Here is a 25684-nt window from a genome sequence, read left to right on the forward strand (position 1 = left end):
TCAGTGCGATGCTCGAGCAGTGGTGTACCAACGTGATGCGCTCCAAGGTTGAACCGATGAAGGAGGTCGCCCGCATGATACGCAAGCATTTCGACGGCATCGTCGCATGGACCCAGACGCGCCAGACCAACGGCTTTCTGGAAGCACTCAACGGCCTGTTTCAAGCCGCCAAGCGACGCGCTCGTGGCTACGCAAACCTCGAAACTATGCGCACCGTGCTGTTCCTGATCGCCGGCAAGCTCAACTTCGCGTCGATCAATCCGCACGCTGCATAACCCATTCAAATTTCAAAAGAGCCGATTTTCGTTTAGTGTGTGGGTAGCAAAAGATCCTGCCAGACAGGGCTGGCCCATAGCAGGAGTTTTCGTACAGTCCTCAGCACCGTTCCTTTCGCTGCATGTTAAACTCGGCAGCCTGCCATTGGGCTTCCTAGCCGTGCCTCTGGCAAAAGCGCGCGGAGCGCACAGCAGCACCCGTTTTCGCAAATGCGCTGAGCCGGTCGATGAGTTCCACAAAACTTGCCAAGCTTGCCGTGCGAAGTTGATAGCACGCGATACGATTGCGCTCACAGATCCACTCGAACATCTTCACGGTATCGTCGTCTATACAGTCGGCAGGGAACATGAGCATGTCCACATCCGGCAACGCGGCGGCCAGCAAACCGGTACAGTCCACCGTGTCGCTGCCGCACGCCATCGTTCCACCTGAGGCTTCCACGAGCCACTGGATTGCAGAAAGAGATCCGGGCCGCCCCCCGACATACAGAACGCGCTTGCCCTGCAATGCCGCGAGCGGATGGGCCTTCCGACCCGATAAGTAGGATGAGGGATTATTCAAAACCCGCTCCATCGCACTTGCTTCCGCTTGCAACGCTCTATTCAGTACATCCATTTTGCTCAGTTGTACTCGCATTGCACGTGTGCTTTCACGTTCGGCCGCAGCGCGCTTCTCCGCGCTCTCTCGATAAATCTTATGAAGGGCGATCAGATCGTCACTTTCAGTAAGTGCTTCGCGCAGCATGAGGATTTCCCTACGCAATTCCACTTGCGTCGCCAGTTGTTCGTTCCGGCACGCAGCGAACCGTTGTTTCTCTATTACTGCATCGCGCTCTGAACTAGCAACCGGGTGTGCGGTGCCCGTAGGAATTCGTCCACAAACGGAATCCGGCGCTGCCTGTAAGCAGGCGAATGCGGACCGGTTCATATGCATCGCTGTTTCGTGATGTGCTTTCATTGCGACGCGGATCAGCGGATTATCGGCAGCGGTGTCGGCATTTTTTGACAAAGCGAGAGCCCCACTCGAAATTCTATTGGTGCATAACAGGCGGCTTGCATCAGCGCTATTGAATCTTGCCGTGTGTTGGCACCGACCCAGCGCTCCGCTATGAGATCGACACCTGTGCGATAGGCTCTAAAGCCCGTCGCACGCTGGTGATACGCTTGCGTGAATTCCTGCAATATGTCGCACTTTTCACGCGTGCTCCGGCAGCTTTCCGATATTCGGAGTGTGAAAATGCACAGGTTGGTTCGCCTTTACCATTCTGTCAGCTCTGTTTTCAATAACGCAATCGTCCACAGTGCACTGCATAGTGCTGCTCGCTCACATCACTTCTCGGATCGCCGCTGGGTCCGATACATCCATTTTTTCCGTCGATTCTGCGCACCCGCCATACGAGGGCGAATCCGGAACATTGAACCGACCGCTGGACGCGCGAACGCCTCCTCACGAATGCAATTGAATATAGCGAACTCGCTATCGTGCCGGTTTGATCAGTCTCAAAGCATCGGTAGTTTGTATCGCGTTGCTTCAGCCAAAACTTGCTCAATGCCTTTGTAGTTTCGCTGACTGACGACGCAGTAGGGTCAGCGAATTGGATGCCGTTAAGGGCAGAACCACCACGACCACGGTCGTTCGCGCCCGCGCGCGGCGCCACGCCTGGTGCGCGGCACTGGCCATGATGCCAGCCGCGCGGTAGTTGCAGTAACTAGCCACCGGACTGTCACAACATCTCACTCGGTTGTTTCGCCGGCAGCGTTTTGCGGTCATAGCAAGACCGTGTCGATTATCATTCATCGTTCACCTTGCTCGCTCCCGGAGCCTAATTTCTGCGGGGATTATTTTTGGAGTGGCTCCTGAAATTCAGCACACGTGGGCACCGTTAGGTTGATGACGCCGCAGCATGCCTGAACTCGCGACGCGAGCGCTCTTTCAGGGCTTTGTGCGGCGCCTCTTTGTAGCGTTCAAAGGCGATAGCCAGACGCGAGAGCGCCGGTTGTGCGTCAGGCTTGTCCAACGAAGCGACGTAGTCGTGCTTCACAACCTTCACGAACGATTCAGTCATGCCATTTGCTCTGCGGCGACCGCACAAGGGTGGACGACGGCTCAAGACCCAGTTGGCGAGCGAGGCTGCGCGTGCGGTGGTCGATATTGGCCAAGCCATTGGCCGACAGCCATTCGACGGCTGCGTAGCCTGTGTTGTGCCGAGGCGCTGTTCGACGGCGGCCAGCTCAGATGCGGGCACAAAGCCTCCCGCACACTCTCCGCCGCCAGACTTCCTTCCTGGCATTGCTTGCGGCAACCGCACAACTGATTGGCGTTGACGCCGTGCCGATGAACCACGGACGACACCGAAGCTCCCAGTTCCAGCGTTTCCCGCACATGGCGATTTTTTCCTGCGCCGCGCGCTGATTGCGGCACTCTGCGCTCAGTCAAAATTTCAATGCTTTCCACTTAATGACTAGGTTTTACTGATGGGCACAATACAATCCCTATTTAAAGAGTCCTTGCGTCCTCATCCACGTAGGCGCCGCTCCAATTTCCTAAGGAGTCGATCCCCAACAAATCCGGGCGAAAAGAAAAACAGATCTCACTCTAGTCGATTAACCGAACAAGGCTTGACACGTTGCGCCATGTGCGACACTCATTGAACAAAAACCGTCCACTGAGGAACACAGACCCCCGTTTGGCATTTATGCCACGTTACATCTGCGGCGGACGAGTTTCCCGCGAAATTGCGTGTGGAGAGAGGGGACCGATCTATCGACCCGCGCAATCCACGTCGGACGGCTCCCCAAATAGACGTCAATCACGCCCTGAATGTCCTCCCCCGCACATCCTAACAGCATTAAGAAGTGGGACTTTGTGCGACCAGGGAAGGCAATTCCCCTATTTTGGTGAAGTTCCGTTGGGTAACCTGCACTCGTTGGACAAGAGGAGAAATCCAGTGTGGCAAATCAATCATCACCCGATCAATGATGCAGACCCCGCCGCGATACCAGAGGAGGAAGGTTTCATTCACTCCATCGGAGGCGCGGGCCTGTTCGCAGAGAAATCTCGCGAACCGTGTATCCGATTTTGCGAGCGCAATCGCGACCGCGTGTTAAGTTGTCTGCCCAACTCGTTGGCTGACGTGGTGCGTCCAACCAGCTTTGGCATGATGCTTGATCTGGTGAAAGCCCATGGTGGGTGTCGACTTTACCTACCAACGCGCCACGAAAAGTTCTTTCACCGAACCGGCCTGTACGTGCCAGAACCAATATACATCCGGTGGCGCGATACTGCCGACGTGAACGGCCAGATCGATATCCCCAACGTTTGGGGGCTGCTCCAGGCACTTAGGCGTGCCGCTATCCGAACGGCGCTCGCGCGCGGCTGGTCTCCAGACGCGTTGCACTCAACATTTGGCATATCCCGTCGTCAAATCAAGGCTTATCTTCTCGACGAACACGAGACGGCACCGTCCTAGTTTCTCTCAGGCGGGCGATGTATTTCGCCGATGTGGCACCCGTAGGCCCACTGCGATGAGCAGTGGATTTTCTTTACCGTCGCACTAACGAACAGCCCGCTAATACCCGTAGACACAGGAGTATCCCATCATGCCTTCGGCGATTCCCTACGATCCCGCGCTTGCGCTCGGAAATCTCGTCAGTATAGAGCGCCTGCATTTGCTCGAGCAGGTTGTGGCTGCTTGTGCGCCTGCCGATGCCGCAGAAGACACTCTCAATTCCCTAATTTCCGCCAAGCGCTCGCTTGACATGACGTCTCAGGAACTGGCGGGGATGGGTATCGACACCTCTCATGTCGATGCCGAGTCCGTAGCGGTAGGCAAGGATCTCGCCGCCGCAGCGCAGGAGTTTGCAAAAGCGAAAGTTGCTGCGATCAAGTCAGTCCAGCCGCTCAAGAAAAAAATGTCCAGTATCAGCGACTCGGCGGAGAGTCCGGTCGACTTCGATCGCTCGCAGATCAAGCAGATACCACTGTCAGCTGACAGTCTCAAGATGAACGTTCAGTTCTTTTCCAATGATGCAAGCGACTTCCGATCAGGGACACATTCGTCCATAATTGGCTCATTCGTCAGCGGTCAGGTCGGTATTTTCGGAGATGAGTTCGCGACACAGACCTCCAGCGCTGCCACGAGCCAGGTTAACAGTCAACTCCAGAACCACGACATCGCCGGTACGCTCGTCATCAGCGTGACATGTTCGCATAAGAATGCCGCACTCCTAGCACCGTTCATTCTAGATGTGGACAAAGGCATCGGTGCGTTCAATTCCTCTTTCCCTGATGCGATGATTAAGACTGACTCGATCGCCTCAATGCAAAAGATTGCAGCCCAGTCCGACACGAAGGACGAAAAGGCGCTAACCATTCTATCCGGCGCGACGATGGGTTCTTGCTTTATTGGCATGATCCACGTGCTAAACACAACTGAAACGCGAAACCGCCAAGCCATGGAGAGCGTTGCTGCGTCGCTTCAAACGCAATTCAAAATCGCGAGCTGGTTTGAAAGCGCCTCGGGTGGCTTCGGCGTAAACAGTTCGTTCAGCAAGGACGCGAAATCGCTGCTCTCCGCGCAGAATGTTACTTCCCACTGCACGCTCGTCACTGTCGGTTCCATTCCTTCGATCAAGTCGAACGAAGTGCAGATGGGGGTCAAGCAATTCGCCGATGCGGATGGCGCCAAGTCGATGACAGCGCTGCTCAAGCTGCAAGGAGCTACGGCGACGGACCAGGAATCGGTCTCATCGGCAGCCGCTCGCGCCCGTACCGGCCAGGAATTGCTGGCCATGAAGTCGAGCCAGGTCGAAAGCGCACTGTCCGCGCTCTCGGACATCGATGATGGCAAGAACAAGATCATCGATACGAATTCAATGATGAATGCTCTTGACGACTACATCCAGAAATGTCTTGCGGGCAATATGGGCGCTCCGATCACTTACTACCTCAAAAGGATCACTGCCTCGCAACTTGCGCAAGCATGGATGGCGAAGTACTTCCCGGCAAAGTTCATCAGCTTGCCGGCTGATGATTCCGGCACAGGTCGCGACGGTGGTGCCAGGGAGGCGTCGGGGGGTAACAGTGGCGGCAAGGGAAGCGGCGATGGCGGCGACACCTAATCGCGCAAGGTATTGCATCAACTAGCCACTGTAAGGCCGTGAAGGGATCGAGGACCGCGCAATCGCTGGCTGCAACCTCGGGAACATTTTCGTATCGGGATAGGCCACGTCCTGCCTGCCCCGATATCGATCGTACTAGGGCTCTAGCTATGGATATGCATCGCATCGCCCGCGTCATCCAGTCGCTCACAGAAGTCGAGCGCGACTGGTTGAATGCCGTGCTGGACACAAGCGCGCGTGGCCCAGCGTCTCTCCATGATATCTGGGCTGAAGCATGGTTCAGCGCATCCTCCGCGCGGGGACTGATCATCCATCCCCCCTTCGCCGCTGCCTTCTTTTACGTGTCAGCGCGCGCGTGGCCCGAACACGCGCGTGAGATCGAGCGGACGTTGAAAGTCGCGATGTTGTTTGACCTGCTCCTCACAGCAGGTCTCATGCAGGTACACCATTCACGCGAGACGTCGCGGAGCGTCATCCGCTGCATTGGGGCCATCTTCAGCGAGCCGCGTATGGAAGTCGTGCGCGGTAAGCCACGCATCGTGATTAATCAAGCCGGAGACTACACAGAGGACCCAACTACGATAGTTAACTGCGCCGGAGAGGTTCTGTACCGCAGCGCGCGACTCGGGCAGGACGCTTTTGATCTTCTTGAAGAGGCGACTCACGGGATGTTGCAAATTCAACCCGTCGAGCGGGCTGCATTGCTCGCTGCTATCGGGGTACCGGACCGCCCGAACGCAATGGTGAGTTCTCCCGAAGGAGGCCATGCACTGAATCAAACTGACGTTGGGGAGGTCACCGACGACCGAGACGATGACGAACGTACGCAAGCGCGCCGCAGTATGCCGAGCGCGGATGCTCTACATACAGAAGAGCATCCGAGCCGGCGAGAACCACAGGCAGTTGCTGGCTCTCGAATTGAGAACAGCGGTCAGAAACAGTCGCAGACCGCGCGGATGCGCGCCCCGAGCACTCCGACAAGATGGCCCCGATGTTGGTTAGTCATATTGTCCATACTCGCTCTTCTTTGCGTCCTAGCGGCTGAATTCACGGTTGCAAATCGCAACTGCAATCAGGCGGCGCATAAGAGTGAGGGCGAAGCGCCGAAAACGAGCGAACCCACATTACAAGCGCCAGCGCCTGCTGTCGAGAGCTACGGCAAATTGAAATCGACGGTCGCGGTCAACAACAGCGCGGCAAGCCCGCTGACCGAGAGTGCTCTATCCAGAGACCTCTGGCGCGCAGGACCATTTAATGCCATGTTGCAAACCGGGCCCAGCGAGGCACCACGGATGGCGGAGACGATCGGTGCATTCATTCCTGAGGGCAATGAGAAGGAGGCTGCCATTGTCGATTTGCCCCAGCGTCCGCTGGGGCTCGATGTCTCAAAGTGGTCGGGCAGAGGCAAGTCAGGAGCGGAGGCGGTGTTCGCAGTCGCTCCTCGTATCGATTTCGCATTTGCACGTGTCGCCTACGGCAAGTGGCCCGATCCGGAGTTCCTCGAGAATTGGAAAATCATGAAGAAGCAGGGCGTCTACCGAGGCGCATATCTTTTTTTCCGTCCAGACCAAGACCCTATCGAACAAGTTGATGTCGCGGTCCGCACTATAGGGGCACCGGCGATGCGCGACCTCTGCCTTACGATAGATATCGAACGCGCGGGTTTTCCGCTGCACGCCTCCGTTCCGGACATTGCGACGGCCGATCGCATTTTTGCGGTGGCACTCCAGCGGGTACAAGAAACCATGAAATGCATTCCCATCATCTACACCGACTGGGAGACTGGCCACGAGTATCTTAGCGCCCCCGAATTCGGCCGGTTTCCCTTATGGATTGCCGACTGGACCAACGCAAGCTCGCCGAAGTTGCCCCCGGCATGGTCGGATTTCACATTCTGGCAGCGATCAGATCACTTCCACAACAGTCCCGTGCCGGCTGACTTCGATATTTTTAACGGCTCCATCGCGGAATTGCAGCGACTGGTCCGCTTGCCCATCCCGCAGCCGGCATCTAGCTTACTTCCATACGGTGTGAGGAAGCCCGGGCGCCCGAGATACTGAGTCAAACGCAAGCTGCCACTGACAGTTGCATGCCGTCGGGTCGAAGTGCCGAGCAAATCCGAGCAACATCTAGGAGGCTGTTGGAAATGCCTCCTCCCAGCCTCATCATAACGGCGGAGTCAACGTTGGAACAATAGTCTGACAAGCTTGGACATAAATACGTCAGGTAGACGGCTATATCGATCGATGTTCACAATGCTCCGGCTAGATGACCTCTTTCCAGCCAATCACGCATGTGACAAATCGGACTGCGACTGAACGAAGCGCTCGAATCGATCAGTGCGTCTTGCATTCGATTCGCAGCAAACGCACTCTGATCGAGACAATCTACCACAACGTTTTGCCACATCGGTCGCATTGCTAGCCGCATCTGCCGGCACCCGAAGGGTTGTCGCAGACAGGGACGGCCGTCAGGTTTGTGGAGGCTCATCGAGATTGCCGACGCCAATCAAATCGATCTTGTGGGTAGTCGCCTTCGAGACTTCCAACACCTCGCAATCTGCCTGACCAACCTCGTATTCCCACTCCTCTATGATCCCAGCCAGTTCGCGGCATGCAGATTTCAGGCTTGAAAAGTCATTCCGCCATTTGCGAGCCAGCGTTTAAGACTGGATGTACTGCGCCAATTCATGTCGGAATAGACCCAGATCGCCCGACCTACTGCCTCAGGGTCGGGCGATTTCCAAAGCCGATCGGCATCCTCAAGGATCCGAATGGTTCGGTGCACGTCACAGCGTTGAAATTATAGTTCTCGAAGGTCAAATTGACGTGGACGTCAAGATGAGGAGCCTTCGTCAGTTTGACATTTCGCAAATAAATGGTCCCTGAGATGGGACGAAAATTATTGCCTTTTAGCCACGTTTGATCCATTGAGAACTCGCCGACATAGACAAATATAATCTCGATTGGGGGGACCATAAAAACCGTTGTCGTTGTCGCTCAAACCGGAAGAATTTGGCCGAATCACCATCTGTCGCAAATCGTCTTCAGTCGATGTGCTTCGATGAGTGGCGGATCACGCGTTTAGGCAGAAACGCGCATTTGGCAGGCGCCGTCGGCACCGTGCGCGAGATGTCAACCTCAGCTGCACCCGAAACGAGGGATTTTGTGATGTTGCTGACGAGCACGTGTCTAACCGCGTCCGCCGACAGGCCACCACCAGATCGTCAGGCCCGGCCCGTTGCGCCGATCTGCGAAAATATGAACTCCTAGGCGACCGCACGAGAGAACGTCCAAGCCTACCCCGATTCCGGCGACATTGTCAAGGAAGGGAAAGAGGATGGCTCGCGATTATCGAGCGACTCTATTTCCGGTTAGAGGTAAGCACCGTACGAGTCCTGATTCATTCCGCGGTTCGCACTGGTATCAAAAGGGCCCGTCTCTCTCACACATGAATGTTGCTGCGAGCTAACGCTGCAGGGCGCGCGGACTTCACGAGGCAATACAATGACGCAGGGGCAAGTCCGACAATCACTCTTGATCGCCGGCGATTCATCCCAACATCCGTCTCGAACTGAATCTGTGGATTTTCCAAACATGCCCAACAACAAAAATCACCAGTCATTGCTGACACCATCGGCTGCAGCGCATTGCAAAGCACTCTTACTCCCTATGCCACGAAAACAGGCGTCTGATCTGGTGCTGCGAGCACGCATCGCACTTGAGCGTCTACGCAATGGCGAACGGGACCGTCCTCTGATCAACGTAGCCTTGCAGGTCACAATTATCACGAGCTTTATCACTCGGGCAGGACATGGGAAGCTTGACATCGAATTCCTTGAAAACGTTAAGCGTGGCCTCGAAGATATCATCGTCGAGGCTGACAACAGCGGAAGGTGGAGCGTTCCCCGAGAGTTAATCGATGACCTCACTGCGGTGATCAACGAGTACGATCGCCAGATCTGCGTCACCCGCATGGAGATCATAGTGCGCGCGAGTAACTACCTGGACAAGCTTTGTTCGGACAGTGATCTACGCCCACTCCGCGGGGGTGACCGTCAGGCCGTACGGTAATCAATCGCACGTCTACCGCAAATGATGAGTCACGGAATTAGTCGAATATCCACGCGGATGACACTGGCGATAGCCAGACTTCACCGCTGGCGATGAGCGGGAGCGCACAAATATCTAGAAATCGTCAACCGTTAATAAGCTTCTTACAGACATGGCGCGTTAGGCTGCTTTCGGCAAAATACACACCCAAGCTACCTTGAAGGCACTGTTTCAAGAACCTCGCTCGGTCGATAAATCATGGAAACGTGCGTCGGTTGCTAACACCTCCCTTGTTTGGTCCCGAGAGTAACTCATTGATGAGGTTGCCCTAAAAGCTCGTTTGCGATGCGCTCACAACGTTCGGCGCAGCTTTCTACTTGAGTAGACCGCCATGTTGATTATCATGCAATCCTCATCAGTAATAGGTAACATCCTCAAACTCAATATTCTTTACAATCCGTTATGACCTTTCCGTCAGGCTTGGTCCCCATGGCAAGGAGAAGAAACCCAGACCCCAACGGATGCAACAGATGAACACTGGTACCTCGCCGCTCCGTACGCTGACCTTGATGAGTAAGGGCCCACCACGGCGCTGCTACATGCTGCGCGAAGTGCTCAACGCGTTGCGCTGGATTATGAGAGCGGGTGAGCGTCGCGTTTGTTACCCAATAGCTGAGGGAGGTGGTCTACCAGCAGACGCAGCGCAGCGCTGAATCCAGGCAAGCTGCTTCGGGGCTATGTCAATGACCTGCGTTCGATCATCCGGGTTGCGCAGGAACACCGCCGTCAACACAGCGCGGTCATTCTCGACGCGCGCACCTCAGTCGAGCTGCCATACTGGCCCGCACGGCGGTTGATACCGTGGGCAGTCGCTTGCCGTGCACGTGGGGCTGGCCAACCAGCAGGAGCGCGCCCCGGTCGGGAAGCTGGCGCATCGGGTTCTGCAGGCCGCCGGTCGGACTGCCTTTCGACGACCGGAGGTGCACAGACGAAGAACCTGCGCACGCTACACTCGACGAAGGCATTGACCTCTAAGTCGTCAAGCCGCCGCAGGCGAAAAGGCGCTCCGTGTATTTTTGGCGCCGCTGGTCAAACGCTGCTTTGACTGGCTCAACCGCTTCCGCAGAGAGCGGCAGACGCTACAGAGCGATGGCGCGAGGCCCTCGCTGGTTGCGTTTCGTCGTATTCTCCGTGCTTGTGCTCATCCACATTGCAGCCTTTGATAAAGGGGCATAACACAACCTAGCTGCGCCCCCCTATTTACCAGCCGTGCGGGGCAGATGAACCCCCGAGAGAACCCGACGAATAGCGTGCGGGGAAGGTCGGAACACTACACTCCCGAGTGCGGCAACAGTATCTCTTCGATGATTGATCCATGTTAAGCCCGCTGTTGACCGATACGCCTATATTGAACACGCAATCATGGCGTGCGCGTTTGCAGCTGCTTCCGACCGGATAATTGCGGATCGCTTTATCGCGTCAGGAAATCCGTCACGCGAGGAAAATCCGTGACACCATTCAATCCGTAGGGCGCGAACTTACGTTTGCGCTGCGAACGCATGTGTTCTTCTGCGAAGTTCTGCAACGAGCCGGCCTTTCTGCAACGAGCCTGCCTTGCCGTACCGTCGCATAAAACCGGCGGTCGACATGGTTCCTCGAGGGGAGTGTCGGAGAGCCGAAAATCTCCGGACAATTCAGTAAATCGACTCAATCACCGGCCGCCGACGGCCTCGCTCACAAGGGGAACATCATGTCAGCCAAACGCGTTGCTTTCGTTACTGGCGGCATGGGCGGTCTCGGAGCCGCCATTAGCCGACGTCTCCACGATGCAGGCACGGTGGTCGCCCTCTCGCATTCCGAGCACAACGATCACGTTGCCACATGGCTCGTCCATGAACGGGATGTAGGTCGCCGTTTCGTTGCGTTCGAGGTCGACGTCTCCAGCTTCGATTCGTGTGCGCATTGCGCGGAGCGCGTGCTCACCGAGTTCGGTATGGTGGACATTCTTGTGAATAACGCGGGCATTACGCGCGATTCAAGCTTTGCAAGAATGACCAAGGAAGATTGGGATAAGGTCTTACGCACCAATCTCGATTCCATGTTCAACCTGACGAAGCCATTTCTCGGTGGAATGGTCAAGCAGGGATTCGGGCGGATCGTGAATATCGGCTCAGTGAACGGTGCGCGCGGTGCATTCGGGCAAACCAACTACGCCGCAGCAAAAGCGGGCATCCACGGTTTCACCATGTCGCTCGCACTGGAGACGGCGCGATACGGCGTTACCGTCAACACGGTGTCGCCCGGTTATCTCGCCACGACCATGACTGCGGCGATTCCCAAGGACGTAATGGAAACACGAATTCTTCCTCAGATTCCGGTCGGCAGACTCGGTCAACCGGACGAAGTCGCGGCCGTGGTGGCATTTCTCTGTTCCGATGAAGCCGGCTTTGTCACGGGCGCCGATTTCTCCGTCAACGGTGGTATGCACATGCGATGAAAAGCGACAGTCTAGCGTCAGACAACTTTCGGTTTTGTCTGGCGCAGTCTGCGCGGGACATTCACTTCAACGACAATTGTCCATAAGAAACGCATGGCGTAGCGGATGGGACACGATGCGCCAATTGCAAGACAGCGACAATCCAACACCGCCGCCGGGCCAAGGTTCGCGAAGGACTGAATGTTTCCGATAAGCTAAGCGATGTAAATTGTCGTAACTTTGAGGGTTCGTCGCTGACGAGCCAGCCTTCTACCCGAACCAGCGCAGAGGGACCGCTTCCGAGAATGGCAAACCCGCGTCACGCGGGCCGAGGTAATTGCAGGGCTGAGCCCCTATGGTCGTAAATTTTACGATTGTGCATCCCTAGCCTAGGCATTATCGTCAGCAGGCCGGTTTTCTCGCCAACGGGCACACCAACAAAAAACGAGTCGTACACGTTATTGTTTTTCCATTTTCGTGCGGTTCATCACGAGGAGCTACGCGCAGTTGGTTTTCGTCGCCTTCGCTCTTGTTCCGGCCTATCTGATTGGCTACCTGTATTTCTTTCAAAACCCGGGTCTCAAGTTCGAAAACTACCCATTTCATGAAACTGCGATCACAGGGGCGACGTTTGTGGGTCTTTTTGTCGCCTACTTGGCGTGGCAATGCTATCGATCCTCCGGCGAGCCGTTGCTGCGATGGATGACGCTAGGCTTCCTCGGATCTGTATTGATCTGTGCGCTCCATGGCGCATTCACCAGATCCGCTCATCAAAACATTTGGCTATTCCTGTTGTATGGTCCGGCGTCGCGTCTAACGATGTCGATTCTGTTGTTGATTGGGCTTCTGTCGTATCAAAGGCCGTCTGATCCCGCTGAGCGCCGCGCCGGAGCCAAGTACTTGCTAAGTTGGGCCGCAATATTCCTCGTAGTGGACGTTCTGGTTGCGCTTCTTGCCCATTCTACAGTTGCTGGCGTTATCATTCTGCGGGTCATGGACACTGCGGCGCTCGGGTTTTCGACGCTCAGCGTCGTTATCCTGATACTGCGTCGGCCTCGGTCCCCGCTGATGCTGGTCTGTGGCATCTCCGTCATGTCCTTCGCTCTGTCGTCGGTGGCTTTTCTTCTGAGCAGCCCATGGAACCACATGTGGTGGCTTGCTCACGTCATTTTCGCCAGCGGCCTCTTCCTTCTCAGCTATGGCGTGGCGCAGGCCTTTTTGACGACACGTTCATTTGCGACGATCCATAGTCGCGAGGAGTTGAACGCGCGACTCGCCCAAGAAATGGATCGCGCCAAAAACGCTCTGAAGGAAGTTCACCGCGAGAACCAGAAGCTGGCGCACCTCGCGGCGACCGATCCATTGACCGGAGCTGCGAATCGGCGTCATTTCATTGCGTGTGTAGAAACGGAGGTCGTTCGCGCACAGAGAGACGGCACTCCATTCTCACTTCTCGCGCTCGATCTCGACAGCTTTTAAATGGGTCAACGACGCTTACGGACATCAGGTCGGCGACACAGTGCTCCAGGGATTCGTGCGAGTATGCCGCGACGCGATTCGGCCCTACGACGGCGTAGCACGCGTGGGCGGCGAAGAGTTCATGGTGCTGCTGACCCGCACATCGCTGGATGTAGCACTCGCAATCGGCGAGCGCATTCGCGCGACAATTGCCAGCACGACTTTCGCCGGTGAACTTGGGTGCAAGGTATCGATAACTGTCAGTATCGGCATCTCGCAGTTCGGCAGGGATGGCCGCACGATTGACGCACTACTTCGGTCAGCAGACGAGCGGCTTTACCACGCGAAAAGTCAGGGTCGCAACCGAGTGGCGATTGTTTAGCGGACCGAACCCCGCAGATGTACGCAAGCGCAACGCGACTGACGCGGCACTTCAAGGGTAGTTCGTTGTCCCCTTATTTCGCTCAATGGCGTTGGATTGGTCCACATGATCGTCAGAGATAGAGAACCGGGCCCAAAACAGTCACCAGCCCACGCACAGCCACCAACGTCAGATGCAAGGTTTTCGCAACCCGGGGCGCACGCAGTCGCTTCTGTCGGAAGTCGAACCGAGTTAGTGTGGCCGCTCGACGAGCTCAAAACAGCTTGTCGTCGAGCGCCGCGTTGAACACCGTCGGGGCACTAATCGCCCCCGCTGAGCGCCAACGCCCGACCAAGCCCTTTTTCCATCTACTCCATCGGTTGGCAGCGTGTGGCACCTGACACAGGCATGACGGCGTTCCGCTTGCCTATCTGCCCGGACTGGCGATGCGCCGCATTGCCGACCTGCATGCCGGTGAGGCCAAGACAGACGCCCGCGACGCCGCAATCATCGCCGAGGCCGCCGGTTCGAACCCGCATACGCTGCGCTCGCTTCGGTTAGCTGATGAACCGCTCGCCGAGCTGCCCATGCTGTGCGGCTTCGACGACGATCTCGCCGCTCAAATTACCCAAACCAGTAACGGGATTCGCGGCCTGCTCACCCAGATCCATCCCGCGCTTGAGCGCGTTCTCGGACCGCGCCTCGAGCATCCCGCCGTGCTCGATCTACTCGAGCGCTACCCGTCTCCAGCCGCGCTTACAGCAACCAGCGAGAAGACGGTAAGCGGCTCGTGGCGGCCGTTATAGACGGTGGCCGAGGGCGACATCAAAGTGATGTCCATGATTTCCGATCTGATGGGCATCACTTTGTCACAGTCTGCAGAGAAGAAGCCGGGTACCCGAACGGGGCGCCCGAATTACCCCCGGGAGCTTCGTGAGCGACTGGCAGCGGCAGCTTGCGAGCCTGGCGTATCAGTCTCAAAGCTGGCCCGGGAGAATGGCATCAACGCGAACATGCTGTTCACCTGGCGGCGGCGATATCTGGACGATCAGCAAGCTCGATCTGCCGGGCTCATTCCGGTCGTATTGCTAAGCGACACGCCAACAGAGGTCATTGCATCAGCTCCGGTAGAACCGCAAGCGCTGGGCGCGAAGCCTGTACCACCCGTAGGAACGATTGAGATCCGGATCGGTCGTGCGGTGGTTAAAGTGGGCGGCCTGGTTGATGCCGATATGCTGCGGATCGTGCTAGGTAGTCTGCGCTCATGATCTCCCTACCGGCAGGCACGCGCATCTGGATCGCAGCTGGTGTCACCGATATGCGCTGCTGGTTTCAGGGGTTGGCAGCGAAGGTGCAAACAGCGCTTGAGGAGAATCCGCTAGGCGGCAACGTCTACATCTGCCGGGGCCGTCGGGGCGATCTGGTAAAGATTCTCCCTGCCACGGAGGACGGAATCTGGCTTCTCGCGAAGCGGCTTGAACGAGGCCGTTTTATATGGCCCAAGGCCGACGGTGGCAAGGTCCATCTGAGCTCTGCGCGACTGTCGATGCTGCTTGAGAGCATCGACTAGCGACAGCCCCGTCGCACTGCCGCATTATCGATGGTGTAAACCGCGCGGCAGACTCGTAAACTACGGCGCATGTCGAACCGCGCCGATCTTCCTGATGATGTCGAGCTCCTGAAGGCCTTGCTGGTTGATGCCCGTAGCCTGCTTGCCGAACGCGATGTCGAGATTGAGCAGCTCAAGGCGCAGATCGACAAGCTCAGGCGCATGCAGTTCGGTCGCAAGTCCGAGCAACTGCAGCGGCAAATCGAGACGCTCGAGACTCAACTTGAGGTCTGGCCGCCGGGAGCGGCGTTATGGATGTGCGGCGTGCGCAGGCCCGCGGTGCAAATGCGTCCATCTCAAATGCGACGACGGACGAAGCGGCTTCCAGGCAAGCGCTTCCCGCGCATCTGCCGCGCGAGGATCATGTGCTGAAGCCTGAATCAAGTTGCCCGGATTGCGGTCGACCAATGCAGGTGCTCGGCGAGGACGAATCCGAACAACTCGCCCGGGTCGCGGCGGCGTTCAAGGTCATTCGCACGATCCAGCGCAAACTGGTTTGCCCCTGCTGCAGCACCATAACCCAGCCGCCGATGCCCGGCCTGCCGATCCAGCGGAGCATCGCCCATCCGAGCTTGCTGGCAGACATCCTCGTCTCGAAGTATGCAGACCACCAGCCGTTGTACCGGCAGTCGGCGATCGCGGCGCGCGACGGCGTGACGCTTGACCGGGCCAGTATGGGCCGCGGGGTCGGCCAGTGCGAGGCACTGTGCGCTCCGCTAACAGAGCCGCTGCGCCGCTATACGATGGCCGCGACCAAGCTCCACGCGGATGACACGCCGATCCCGGTGCTCTCACCGGGCAACAGGAAGACCCGCACCGGCCGGCTATGGGTCTACGTGCGCGACGATCATCGCTCTGGCTCGACGCAACCTGCTCAGTCTGGTTCGCGTACTCGCCGAACCGGCAAGGCATCCATCCTCAAACCCATCTCGCCAGTTTGAAAGGGATTCTGCAAGCGGACGCTTACGCGGGCTTCGACGAATTGTTCCGCGATGGCTTGATACGCGAGGCGGCATGCCAACTCAAGCGCTCCTTGTTCCTATCCGCCTTCGCAGGCCTTGCGAGACCCCCGTTTCGCGACCGTATTACGCACGCAAAGTCCAGCAGGGCAAGCGACATAACCAGGCACTCATCGCGCTGGCACGACGACGCTGTGATGTCCTGTTCGCCATGCTGCGTTGGGGAGCGCCTTGTTCTACAGGCGCTTGCCATTCCGAGCTAGTGCCACGGCGTGATGCTGGCCTTTACCGACGTCGACACCGATGAAGACATCGACGACGTCATGTTGTTGGAATTCTTGCATCGAAACTGCGACTGGGGGCGAGAATCATGCCGGGCCTGGCTGGCCAAAGCCTCAATTATCGAGGCGGGAAGATAGTAACGGGGGTGTCTGGCGCTGCGCGACAGACAGTCCTTTGCCCATCGCACCTACTGTTCGCAGAAACAGCTACAGCTGGAGTCTTCGGGCTCCTGGGCGACGCCTCTCCTACCGAGCTAATGGTGCGGCCAGTTAGGCATCCGGCGGACTCAAAGACTGCGGCGGAAAAAAGCGCTCAAGCGCGGCCTCGTCCAACGCGATCGCCCTTCAGCAGGCCACAGGACCAGACTGACAAGATGGCGCCCCGACCAAGGAGACACCGGCGCAGGACCTGCACAGACTGCACTCGAAGGATCGAGCTACAGGTCATCAAGGTTCCGGAGGCGAAACGGGCTTTGTCTTGTTGCCACGCGCGGGGTAGTCGACCGCATCTTCCGCTGGCTCAACGGCTTCCACAGGCTGGCCAGACACTACGGGCGATCGGCCGAGACCCTCGCTGACTCGCGTTCCGTTATATTCTCCGTGCCTATGCTCATCCAATTTTCATCCCTTGGCAAAAGGGCATTACGCGCTCTAAGCAACTGCCATTACGTCCTTCCCTCCCCGGCATCACTAGACCTTTGGTCAGCGGGCCCGGCACATTTCCACCCCTACCCAACGGGTGGTCAGTTCTACGACAGCATTCCCCATTGCGAGTGTGGCAAATCGCTCATCCCGGAGCAGTTGCACAGGATAGGGTCGGAGACTGGCACGACGCCCGATTGGAGGAACTGCAGCCGAGTGCAAGAACAACGCTTGGCTGCGGAGGTATATCCCGCAGCCCCGTCGGTCTCCTAGATATATCTGAGCAGGTGCACTGACGATTGCTGCCGTTTGCGGCGCAACGTCCGCAGCAGCGGTCGTCGACTTCGCCGAGCGATTCGATGCACACCTCCCCGGAGGATAGCCGACAAATCGCCACCACCAGTCTCCGAGGCACTCTTTCCGCATCGGTGCTGAGGTATTCCTCGCCGCCGCCTTATTGCTCCGCCGCCTTATTGCTCCGCCGGCTTTTTGTTGCTGCCTTCCTGCTTGCGGCTTTCTTCGCAGCAGCTGTCTTGCTGGAATGGACTGCTTTTGCCACCTTTCGAGAATGTGCGGGTGTCTCGGCCGCGGAGATCAGGAACTTCGTGCGGTCTCTGGCACCTGCGATCCACGACGGCGTACGACCACGCCCGCTCCAAGTCGCTCCTGTCCTAGGGTCCTGATAGATGTGAGGCTGCGGCTCCTTGACTTTCTTCTCAGACCTAAGCGTTTTCTGAGCAGTCGCTGTTGAATTCGTCGTAGTGTTCGTCACCAAAAACCTGGTGCGGTCTTTCACCTTAGCGATCCAAGCCGGTGCTCGGCCACGACCGGACCAGTTCGCCCCCGTCTTTGGGTCGGCGTACTTCGTTGCCGAGGCCTCCCGCTCCGCCAGTGCGGTCGCGCCGGGTCTGCGGCCGCGTCGTCTGCCCAAAGACGCCTCAATATCAGCAATAGATAGAGAGTGCTGTTCCAGCATACTGAGGATTTTCCCGATCGCTGTTGCCGAATCTCTCTTCTCTAACGCTGCTGCCCGGGCTCGGAGCTTTGCGATTTTTGCCTGGACGGCTTCCAGCGTAGCCATGCTTGTTTTCCTTTGGATAGGATGAGTAAGCCGCACTATGCCATATCGCCCAGCGAACACAAACAGCATTGCACGGCTTGCCGACTTAATACACCTTGAAAAGAATACCTTTGGCTATTCAAAAACACGGACTTCTCGGTCTGCGCCCGTGGATAAGGCGACAATTCGCATATAGCGAAACGATCAATCGTTCGAAATCGGAAACAGTGTAACTCGCGATGCGCATGTCATCCGCGCCCCATCGTCGCTTTAACACGTAAGATGCCCGTCGACGCCGGGAGCGATAGCGAGAAAAACCTGTCAAAAGGCTGTAGCCAATTTCTGGTCCCCGCCTCGTTGGACTCGAAACGTACAACACACATGATGGCGAAAATGCAGGGACTGCGGACGAAGGCAGCGAAATCAGGCCATACCCGACGCATCGCGTGCGGCAGAACATTTCGCAGGCCCGCGGTCATTTGCGGCGATCGTGACTACCTCACCGACAAATCGCCAACACTTGCATGATCGTGCATAAAGCCAGTGATTGCCCAGCGAAGAACCGACGATGGTAACGGTCTCAGCAAATTCCGCTGGTTGGCAGCACGGACTCACGCGTGGCTCTGCAACGTCCGACGTCGTCGTATCGGCATCGACCGTCGCGGCTATATTATGAAGCAAGCATTCGTCAGTTTTTGCTTGCTCGCTCATCTACTGGAACATATTCAAAGGAGAGGAGTCACATCTTTGAACTGGCCTCTTACCATGAACTCTCGGAAATCACCCACCACGGAGCCTCGATGAACCTGCAACGATTCCCCCGCTACTCGCTCACCTTCGGGCCGACGCCGATCCAGCCGCTGAACCGTCTGAGCGTGCATCTCGGCGGCAAGGTCATGCTTTATGCCAAGCGCGAGGACTGCAATAGCGGCCTCGCGTTCGGCGGCAACAAGACCCGCAAGCTCGAATATCTGATCCCCGACGCGCTCGCGCAGGGCTGCGACACACTCGTGTCGATCGGCGGAATCCAGTCAAACCAGACGCGCCAGGTCGCGGCGGTTGCCGCGCATCTGGGCCTGAAGTGCGTGCTCGTGCAGGAGAACTGGGTCAACTACCCGGATGCGGTGTACGACCGTGTCGGCAACATCCTGATGTCGCGCATGATGGGCGCCGACGTGCGGCTCGTGCCGGACGGCTTCGACATCGGCTTTCGCAAGAGCTGGGAAGACGCGCTCGACAGCGTGCGCGCTGCCGGCGGCAAGCCGTATCCGATTCCTGCGGGCTGCTCGGATCATCCGCTGGGCGGGCTCGGCTTCGTCGGCTTCGCCGAAGAGGTGCGCCAGCAGGAAGCCGAATTGGGCTTCAAGTTCGACTACATTGTCGTGTGCTCTGTGACGGGCAGCACCCAGGCGGGCATGGTGGTCGGTTTCGCCGCCGACGACCGCGCCGATCGGGTGATCGGCATCGACGCCTCGGCGAAACCGGCGCAGACGCGCGAGCAGATCACCCGCATCGCGAAGCGGACCGCCGAGAGCGTCGAGCTGGGCCGCGACATCACCGCGAAGGACATCGTGCTCGACGAGCGCTACGGTGGCCCGGAATACGGTCTGCCCAACGACGGCACGCTCGAGGCGATCCGCTTGTGCGCGCGGCTCGAAGGCATGCTGACCGATCCGGTGTACGAGGGAAAGTCGATGCACGGCATGATCGACAAGGTGTGTAACGGCGAATTTCCGGCCGGCTCGCGCGTGCTGTATGCGCACCTGGGCGGCGTGCCGGCGTTGAGCGCGTACAGCTTCATCTTCCGCGACAGTTGACGGGATTAGGGGCCTTAGGCGACGGGCGTCGGCGGTCCGGAGTTCAGGCCCGACTTCAATCAGATATGATTGCCGCGTTCGTTGCGACGTCGAGTTACAGCCGCGTCAGCTGCGCGGAGTCGTCGTCGACATTTCGTATCGAAACGCTGCTGGCTTCTCACGTGCGGGCACTCAAGGCATTTCGCGGCATGCCCACAGAGGCCAAGTCCGAATGAAAGGGGCTTCGTCCGCAATCAGGTGCCTGTTGCGGGCGATGGCATCAAGGCGCCACGATGTGGTTCTCGCACTCTATTAACTCCCTCGAAGGGGCAGTCCACGGCGATCGTAAAGCTAGGATTTTGATCTGGCCACGAATGTCTGTGCGCTGCCGGCGACCGGCAAGCCCGAATTGGTACGCCCGGAAATTCGCCGCACTCGGTTGCTTGAAGGTGTGGCATCTTTACCTCCTTGTCTTATCGGGATGGGCAGCTGATCCGGCGCGCATCACTGGGCACGCGAGTTCGAGAGCTAAGGCTCACGACGCGCCGCTTGCACGGTGCACGAAACACGCACCGAATTTATCGCACCGGCGTGCAGACCGTTTCGTGGCTGACGATAAGCTCGGCTTCGAACAGCAGTTCCTCGATGTCGTGCAGCCTCAACTGAAACAGGTGGTACCAGCACACCGCGCAGCTGATGACCGCAGTGGAAGACGATAACCGTGATAAAGCGATTTTCCATCCTTCATCACGCGATCTTACTCGACCAATTCAGCAACGTGACAGTGGCAAGCTTACTGATCGAGAGGGTGTAGTCGCGATCGCCGCCTTGGTTCTCTTTCTTTCAGATGCCGACACCTCGACGTTATCCTCACGGGACGACTTGGCGCCGACGCGGTGAGCCTTTTCGTTGTCGGGCTGTCCGGCGTTTGATGGGGATGGCGCTCTGCAACATGGTCGCAAAACGAACGGTTTGTCCGAAAGCTAACGTCTAGACAAACGGCGCGATGTTCCGAATGTAGAGGCATCCCGTCTACCGCTTGCACGTGCCGACTCCGATGTGCTGAGTAGCCACCTCGCAGCGGCTTATGCTGGCACGGTCTATGCGGACCTCAAGCTCAGAAATTCGCTTGGCCCGCTCGGACTGGATCGCGCTGCCGACGGATCGGACCGAAACTCGACAAGAATGCCTGCATGCGTTCAGGCTCGCGAAACCGGCGACAATTCAAGGAACTAAGATTATGACGGCTCTTCCTTCTCTTGCGCTCACTCCGCAATGCCCTTCCTCACTTTTTCGGGGGAAAACGGCCGATATTGTTGCCTTGAGTTCAGGAAACCCGGGTTTATTGCGACCACAACTGCATCCCAATTATCAGTCTAAAACACTGAGTGACTCCGCGAGTGGGTCGCTCTGGTAATCGGCAGCAATGGTTTTGTCGGAGCACATTTGACCGCCAGACTATCTGCTGATCCACAGGTTGAGCATGTTTTGGCAATGGTGAGGAGGACTCCTGAAAAAACAGCCGAGCAGCGTTTTAATGAAGCCTTAATTAGATATCGAATTAAGGCTGCTTTTCTGGAAAATATAACGATATTGAATGCTTCTCCAACCGAACCATATTGGGGTCTCGATCGTAGAACTTATGTTGAATTGGCAGAACAAGTACGTTGGGTATTTAATTGTGCCAGTTCGACAGAGTATGATCTGTCATATTTGCAGATCAGACAAGATTGGGTCATGAGCTTCCTGCAAGTCTTGCAATTCTGCATGCAAGGTATCAGTAAGCACTTATCATATATTGGGAGTGCCGGTGCGCGCTTCTACGAACATCCTCGCGATTTCAACCGACCGGATTCTTGGTGGTACTCTGGTTATGCCCAAATGAAATGGGTAAATGGAGAGTCATTCGATGGATAGCCGACGATCAGGTTTTTCCAGTTACCTTATGCGAACCGAGCTACGTTTTGGGCAGCACCTCTCTAGGCGTTGATCCCGGATTACATTACAGTTGGTGGCGGTTGATTGAAATAAGCAAAAGTATTCAGCAGATCTGGGATGGCGAAGGGCTTAACTACAATCCAGTTGATATTTTAACCGACGCATTGGTAGTGAACGCCTTGACTAAAGTTCCAAAGAGTTATCTGCAGCCTTGCAATCCTGTTCCCTATAATAATTCTTTACTGGCAGAACTCCTGGGCTGCCAAATTGTCCCGCTGGAAATCTTCAAAAAAACAGCCCAAGCTGAAATCTCTTCCATGCGTCTAGCCAAACTATTGGAGGATGATTGCAGCGAAATGGTGCATCGGGCTAATTGTCCTGCTGTTTTCCCAGAAGGCTATCCGACTGCCTGGCGTGATAACCGCGCGCTGTTAGATTTTTATTTGCAGAATCAATCCTTTCGCGATATTAAAAAAAAGAGGCAACATGATGGGAAATTTTCTGACGCCGCTCGCGATCACACCTTTTGACATCCTTCCCGGCCTAAAGGTCGGGCTTTTTCCCACATCTCGTATCCTGAATTGAAGATGCAAAACATCTTGCTGATTTCGTGCAGAAAGAGCCTCTCCTGATGACCGCTGCACCCGCAGCAGGGACCATCGTGGCGAATCAGGCAGCCGCTCAGGGTTGCAATCCACAATCCCGCCTGCTCCACGGATGGCAATTTTGCTCGTTCTCAAGCGCTGCGACGGGCGGCCGTCTCTGAGATTCGATTATGCGAACTCCTCGGTCGTCCAGTCTGCCGTGTCGTCTCGGATCGCCAATCAGCAGCCGTTACGTCCAATCCGGGGGAGCTAGTGCGCATCATGAGGAAGATCCTTTGCTCGTTCACACAGCATCGGCGTCAGCCTCATGAAGAGCTTGAAAGACAACGGTGCCCCACGAAATCATTCGGTCGCGGAACAGTCCCAGCGATCAGTGCGCACAAACGGGCGCTTGCCTTAATCCTCGACTCGAGCACCGCGTTAAGCGTCGCACTGACGCCGGCCTCGCCTGAACCGCACAAAGCTTTCACAAACCCTCGCGTCGTCGGTCTGCCGCTTGCCCAGGCGAAGACCGCCGAAGCAGCTGACGCTGGCCACTCTCAAGCTGCCCTCCATGCGACCTCAGGTGCGTGTCTACGACAGCTGCACCACACGGAAATCAGCACTTTTTCAGGTCGGGGCAAATTTTTTTGCCCCCTGTCCGGGCGATTACTGCCCCGCATTCGCTTTTTCCGCGTTCTCTTACCCGCTCCCCACAGCTTGCCTCACGACTTACCTGCCACGGTCCGGGCTTCAGACCGATGGCGGAGAACGGGTTTACCGCGTCCCCGTTCCTGCCGGCCCGCAAGTGGGCTGAACTTCACCTCGCAGCGAGCCTGCCCGTTTAGCGCCCGTCCTTTCCCCGCAGCATTATGACGACGTACTCCTACAAACCAAAGGAGCATCCAGTTGCGTGCCCTTTTGGGTTCGGGCCTGTAAGCCGCGTCGGCTCGTTCTTGTTCACGACGTTTAGCAACGGTTCACATCTGTTATGCATGCGGAACTTGCCCAGCGTCCAGGCCGCACTGCGGCTTGCAGCGTCGTCACTCACCGTCGCCAATGCCTGTACGCGGACATGTTTCGACGAATACCTGGCGCGACGCGATTCACGGTTGATGGTTATCGGCTTCGACTCTAGTTACGCGCACGGGGGCAGTCACCCAAGCGATTGAGCAGAGCGGCCTACGACTCTTTGCAATCTCCCCAACGCACTGACTCGATGGGTCCGATTAATCCGACGACCGGAACGGGGCCAGATTCCAGCTGCTACGCTAACACGAAGAAAATTTTGAACAATGCGGGATTTCAGCCTCACGGCGATATCTCTCTGATATCTTTGAGCGCGATTCAATCGAATGGCGAAACTCGTAGAGTTTTTTATAGCTACCACTATGTCGCCGTCGTGCGCAATCAAAAGAACGATCTCGCCAACGACGCAATCGGCTTAGTTTCTATCGCGCGCTCTTCGTTTCTAGTTCAAGTGAAAAGTAGGTGACGTTGAGCGTCTTAATTTCTTCGCAGCGGGCTGGACCGTCCGCCAGTAACGCACGAACGTCCCGCACCGACACCGGCTCTCCGCCTAACCCCGCGTTGACGTTGCAATCAGCATAGAGGGCGTCCAGATGTCGTTTAGAACCTCGTCTGCAAGCCGACGCGACCGATGAGCTGCGACGGACCGCTCGACGCGACCATCACGTCGTTGATCTGTGCGTTCGCCCCTTGGTTTGTCCGCTGGTAGACGGCAGCCACGCAGACGCTGGTTCACTTCGACAGGAAGTACTTCAGCGTGGCGGTGAGCTGATGTGCATGGTTGTTGTCGACTACCTGATTGCCCTTCATGTACATATACGCCCCACTCAACACCCACTCTGGCGCCATCACCCACATGCCACCCAGCTCCGCCTGCCAGACCTACGCGCCGTTCATTTCGTTACGCACCGCCGTATAGAGCGCGTTCGCACTTTCCTTGTCGTGACAGAACTCCTATTTGCACCTCAGCCCGCGTAGCTTCGTGTCGCCTGCCGACTTCATAAAACACGGGCTTGAGGCCCAGAGGACAAGGGATACGGCTGCATATCCCGGAACTGCCGCGAATTTAGATGGCAGCTTCGCAGGCGTTGTCACGTCAAGGCATTCCAGACGCAAGAGCGCAGAGGAGGTACATTTCCTCAGAAATTGGACGGATCTTGGGTGGGCCCAGTGAAGCGATGCCACCCGGTAAAGCGTGCGGCGAGTTGTTCGCGATACACTGATGCACGCAGTAAATGCCGCTTGAGCGCGAAGTGCTGACGAATCGGTGCTAAGCTCGATAAGAACGCTTGTGTGCGATCAGGATCGCGGAAACCACGCATCCGGCGCTCGCGCTCACCCGTAGGTTGATGGCTGTCTTCGGCGCAGTAGTTCACCCGAGCACTGGCTTTGACGAAGACGCGTTTGATCTTTGCCAGTTCGGGAATTTCGGCCTTCGCGGCCGGATAGCTGCGCAACTGCTCGATGACCATCCTTCGTGGCGCGTCGGGACAGGCTACCAGCACGCGGTTGAACAAGCGCTCTGCTACGCGGCCTTATCGCGACGTTTCTGCAGCAGGATGTCGAGTTCGACGCCGTGCTGGCCGACTGCCCGCCAGGGAGGAGATAGCGCTCGCCGAGCAACGTAACGAAGACTTCGTCAAGATGCTATGTGCGGCCGGGTTTGCGGCGAGCCGCTTTGACGCAATCTGCGAACCCTGCGCCGAATTTGATAACCAGTAGACCGGCTACACGCCATCAAATTTTTTTGATGGGTTATATAGGAATTTTTTAATCCTCACAGAGGAACGCTGCACTTAGTGGCGCCTCTCAACTTGCACCGGCATTGTCAGGTTGACGGTAGGCCAGCGACAGAATGAAGTGGTGAAGAAAACGAAATCGCTTCATCACGGGCACAGCTTCCCTGCCATCGTCATCAGCTGGGCGGGTCGGTGAGGTTTTCGGGGCAGCCTGAGCCTTCTGGACGTCGACGAGGTGTGGCTCGAACGGGGTGTCGCGGTCACTATGAGACGATCCGCTGATGGCGCGAGAAGTTTGGCGCTC

General features: G+C 57.0%; 17 protein-coding genes and 9 pseudogenes. 18 read left to right on the forward strand and 8 right to left on the reverse strand.

Features of this window, described 5'->3' with window-relative positions:
• The coding region (locus tag GCT19_RS36975) for a transposase (protein WP_193727467.1) at nucleotides 1-275 on the forward strand (275 nt) is incomplete at its 5' end.
• 154 nt (nucleotides 276-429) lie between these two features.
• On the opposite strand, the gene GCT19_RS36980 is transcribed toward GCT19_RS36975, so the two are convergent.
• The 3 genes and pseudogenes from GCT19_RS36980 to GCT19_RS44895 all read right to left on the reverse strand — a co-directional run.
• Entirely contained in the window at nucleotides 430-1284 is an 855-nt protein-coding gene (locus tag GCT19_RS36980) for a DUF2325 domain-containing protein (RefSeq protein WP_152854697.1), read from the reverse strand.
• Nucleotides 1285-2158: 874 nt separating this feature from the next.
• Nucleotides 2159-2512: pseudogene (locus GCT19_RS36985) on the reverse strand (IS3 family transposase); the annotation flags it as partial.
• 38 nt (nucleotides 2513-2550) lie between these two features.
• Nucleotides 2551-2730: pseudogene (locus GCT19_RS44895) on the reverse strand (transposase); the annotation flags it as partial.
• Nucleotides 2731-3223: 493 nt separating this feature from the next.
• Here GCT19_RS44895 and GCT19_RS36995 point away from each other — a divergent pair.
• From GCT19_RS36995 to tnpB, 9 genes and pseudogenes are all read left to right on the forward strand, one after another.
• Nucleotides 3224-3745: a hypothetical protein gene (locus GCT19_RS36995; RefSeq protein ID WP_152854699.1), complete on the forward strand. Its 522-nt coding sequence runs from the start codon at nucleotides 3224-3226 to the stop codon at nucleotides 3743-3745.
• Between the two features lie 130 nt (nucleotides 3746-3875).
• Nucleotides 3876-5396 (forward strand): hypothetical protein, encoded by a 1521-nt coding sequence (locus GCT19_RS37000; RefSeq protein WP_018437536.1) that lies wholly within the window; start codon nucleotides 3876-3878, stop codon nucleotides 5394-5396.
• A gap of 149 nt (nucleotides 5397-5545) precedes the next feature.
• On the forward strand, nucleotides 5546-7456 hold the full coding sequence (locus tag GCT19_RS37005; RefSeq protein WP_018437535.1) for a GH25 family lysozyme: 1911 nt from the start codon (nucleotides 5546-5548) through the stop codon (nucleotides 7454-7456).
• Nucleotides 7457-8992: 1536 nt separating this feature from the next.
• Nucleotides 8993-9469, forward strand: a complete 477-nt coding sequence (locus tag GCT19_RS37010; RefSeq protein WP_227717801.1) for a hypothetical protein — start codon at nucleotides 8993-8995, stop codon at nucleotides 9467-9469.
• Nucleotides 9470-11198: 1729 nt separating this feature from the next.
• Nucleotides 11199-11945 carry a beta-ketoacyl-ACP reductase gene (locus GCT19_RS37020; protein WP_152854702.1) on the forward strand — a complete coding sequence of 249 codons (747 nt, stop codon included), beginning with the start codon at nucleotides 11199-11201 and terminating at the stop codon, nucleotides 11943-11945.
• Between the two features lie 456 nt (nucleotides 11946-12401).
• Nucleotides 12402-13764, forward strand: a pseudogene (locus GCT19_RS37025) (GGDEF domain-containing protein).
• Between the two features lie 383 nt (nucleotides 13765-14147).
• A pseudogene (locus GCT19_RS37030) lies at nucleotides 14148-14528 on the forward strand (IS110 family transposase); the annotation flags it as partial.
• Nucleotides 14529-14552: 24 nt separating this feature from the next.
• Entirely contained in the window at nucleotides 14553-15011 is a 459-nt protein-coding gene (gene tnpA / locus GCT19_RS37035; protein ID WP_018437539.1) for an IS66-like element accessory protein TnpA, read from the forward strand.
• Nucleotides 15008-15313 (forward strand): IS66 family insertion sequence element accessory protein TnpB, encoded by a 306-nt coding sequence (gene tnpB / locus GCT19_RS37040; RefSeq protein WP_018437540.1) that lies wholly within the window; start codon nucleotides 15008-15010, stop codon nucleotides 15311-15313. The genes tnpA and tnpB overlap by 4 nt, the downstream gene beginning before the upstream one ends.
• Nucleotides 15314-15373: 60 nt before the next feature.
• On the opposite strand, the gene GCT19_RS44900 is transcribed toward tnpB, so the two are convergent.
• Nucleotides 15374-15574, reverse strand: a complete 201-nt coding sequence (locus tag GCT19_RS44900; protein WP_018437541.1) for a hypothetical protein — start codon at nucleotides 15572-15574, stop codon at nucleotides 15374-15376.
• Here GCT19_RS44900 and GCT19_RS44905 point away from each other — a divergent pair.
• The 4 genes and pseudogenes from GCT19_RS44905 to GCT19_RS37050 all read left to right on the forward strand — a co-directional run.
• Nucleotides 15515-15724, forward strand: a complete 210-nt coding sequence (locus GCT19_RS44905; RefSeq protein WP_227749438.1) for a hypothetical protein — start codon at nucleotides 15515-15517, stop codon at nucleotides 15722-15724. The two genes, GCT19_RS44900 and GCT19_RS44905, sit on opposite strands and share 60 nt — an antisense overlap.
• Nucleotides 15718-16140: pseudogene (locus tag GCT19_RS44910) on the forward strand (IS66 family transposase); the annotation flags it as partial. The gene GCT19_RS44905 and the pseudogene GCT19_RS44910, both read left to right, overlap by 7 nt.
• 38 nt (nucleotides 16141-16178) lie before the next feature.
• A pseudogene (locus GCT19_RS44915) lies at nucleotides 16179-16313 on the forward strand (hypothetical protein); the annotation flags it as partial.
• Nucleotides 16314-16370: 57 nt separating this feature from the next.
• Nucleotides 16371-16537, forward strand: a pseudogene (locus GCT19_RS37050) (IS110 family transposase); the annotation flags it as partial.
• A gap of 1151 nt (nucleotides 16538-17688) precedes the next feature.
• On the opposite strand, the gene GCT19_RS44680 reads toward GCT19_RS37050, so the two are convergent.
• The gene (locus GCT19_RS44680) at nucleotides 17689-18315 is read right to left on the reverse strand and encodes an H-NS family nucleoid-associated regulatory protein (protein ID WP_018437543.1); all 627 of its coding nucleotides are present in this window, start codon (nucleotides 18313-18315) and stop codon (nucleotides 17689-17691) included.
• Nucleotides 18316-19094: 779 nt separating this feature from the next.
• Here GCT19_RS44680 and GCT19_RS37060 point away from each other — a divergent pair.
• The 4 genes and pseudogenes from GCT19_RS37060 to GCT19_RS37080 all read left to right on the forward strand — a co-directional run bounded on the left by GCT19_RS37060 (nucleotide 19095) and on the right by GCT19_RS37080 (nucleotide 22558).
• Nucleotides 19095-20111, forward strand: coding sequence for a 1-aminocyclopropane-1-carboxylate deaminase (locus GCT19_RS37060; protein ID WP_018437544.1), 1017 nt, complete (start codon nucleotides 19095-19097; stop codon nucleotides 20109-20111).
• Nucleotides 20112-20454: 343 nt separating this feature from the next.
• Nucleotides 20455-20580, forward strand: a pseudogene (locus tag GCT19_RS43855) (IS110 family transposase); the annotation flags it as partial.
• Between the two features lie 926 nt (nucleotides 20581-21506).
• Nucleotides 21507-22007, forward strand: a complete 501-nt coding sequence (locus tag GCT19_RS37075) for an SDR family oxidoreductase (RefSeq protein WP_227717804.1) — start codon at nucleotides 21507-21509, stop codon at nucleotides 22005-22007.
• Between the two features lie 47 nt (nucleotides 22008-22054).
• Complete coding sequence (locus tag GCT19_RS37080) at nucleotides 22055-22558, forward strand: hypothetical protein (protein WP_152854704.1); 504 nt, start codon at nucleotides 22055-22057, stop codon at nucleotides 22556-22558.
• Nucleotides 22559-24373: 1815 nt separating this feature from the next.
• Here GCT19_RS37080 and GCT19_RS44505 read toward each other — a convergent pair.
• The 3 genes and pseudogenes from GCT19_RS44505 to GCT19_RS43860 all read right to left on the reverse strand — a co-directional run.
• Nucleotides 24374-24499: a hypothetical protein gene (locus tag GCT19_RS44505; protein ID WP_260185959.1), complete on the reverse strand. Its 126-nt coding sequence runs from the start codon at nucleotides 24497-24499 to the stop codon at nucleotides 24374-24376.
• 281 nt (nucleotides 24500-24780) lie between these two features.
• Nucleotides 24781-25351: pseudogene (locus GCT19_RS37090) on the reverse strand (DDE-type integrase/transposase/recombinase); the annotation flags it as partial.
• A gap of 99 nt (nucleotides 25352-25450) precedes the next feature.
• Nucleotides 25451-25684 (reverse strand): hypothetical protein (locus tag GCT19_RS43860; RefSeq protein ID WP_227749437.1); only part of this gene is annotated, 234 nt, incomplete at its 5' end.

This window comes from Paraburkholderia atlantica (assembly GCF_009362785.1).
GTDB lineage: Bacteria > Pseudomonadota > Gammaproteobacteria > Burkholderiales > Burkholderiaceae > Paraburkholderia > Paraburkholderia atlantica.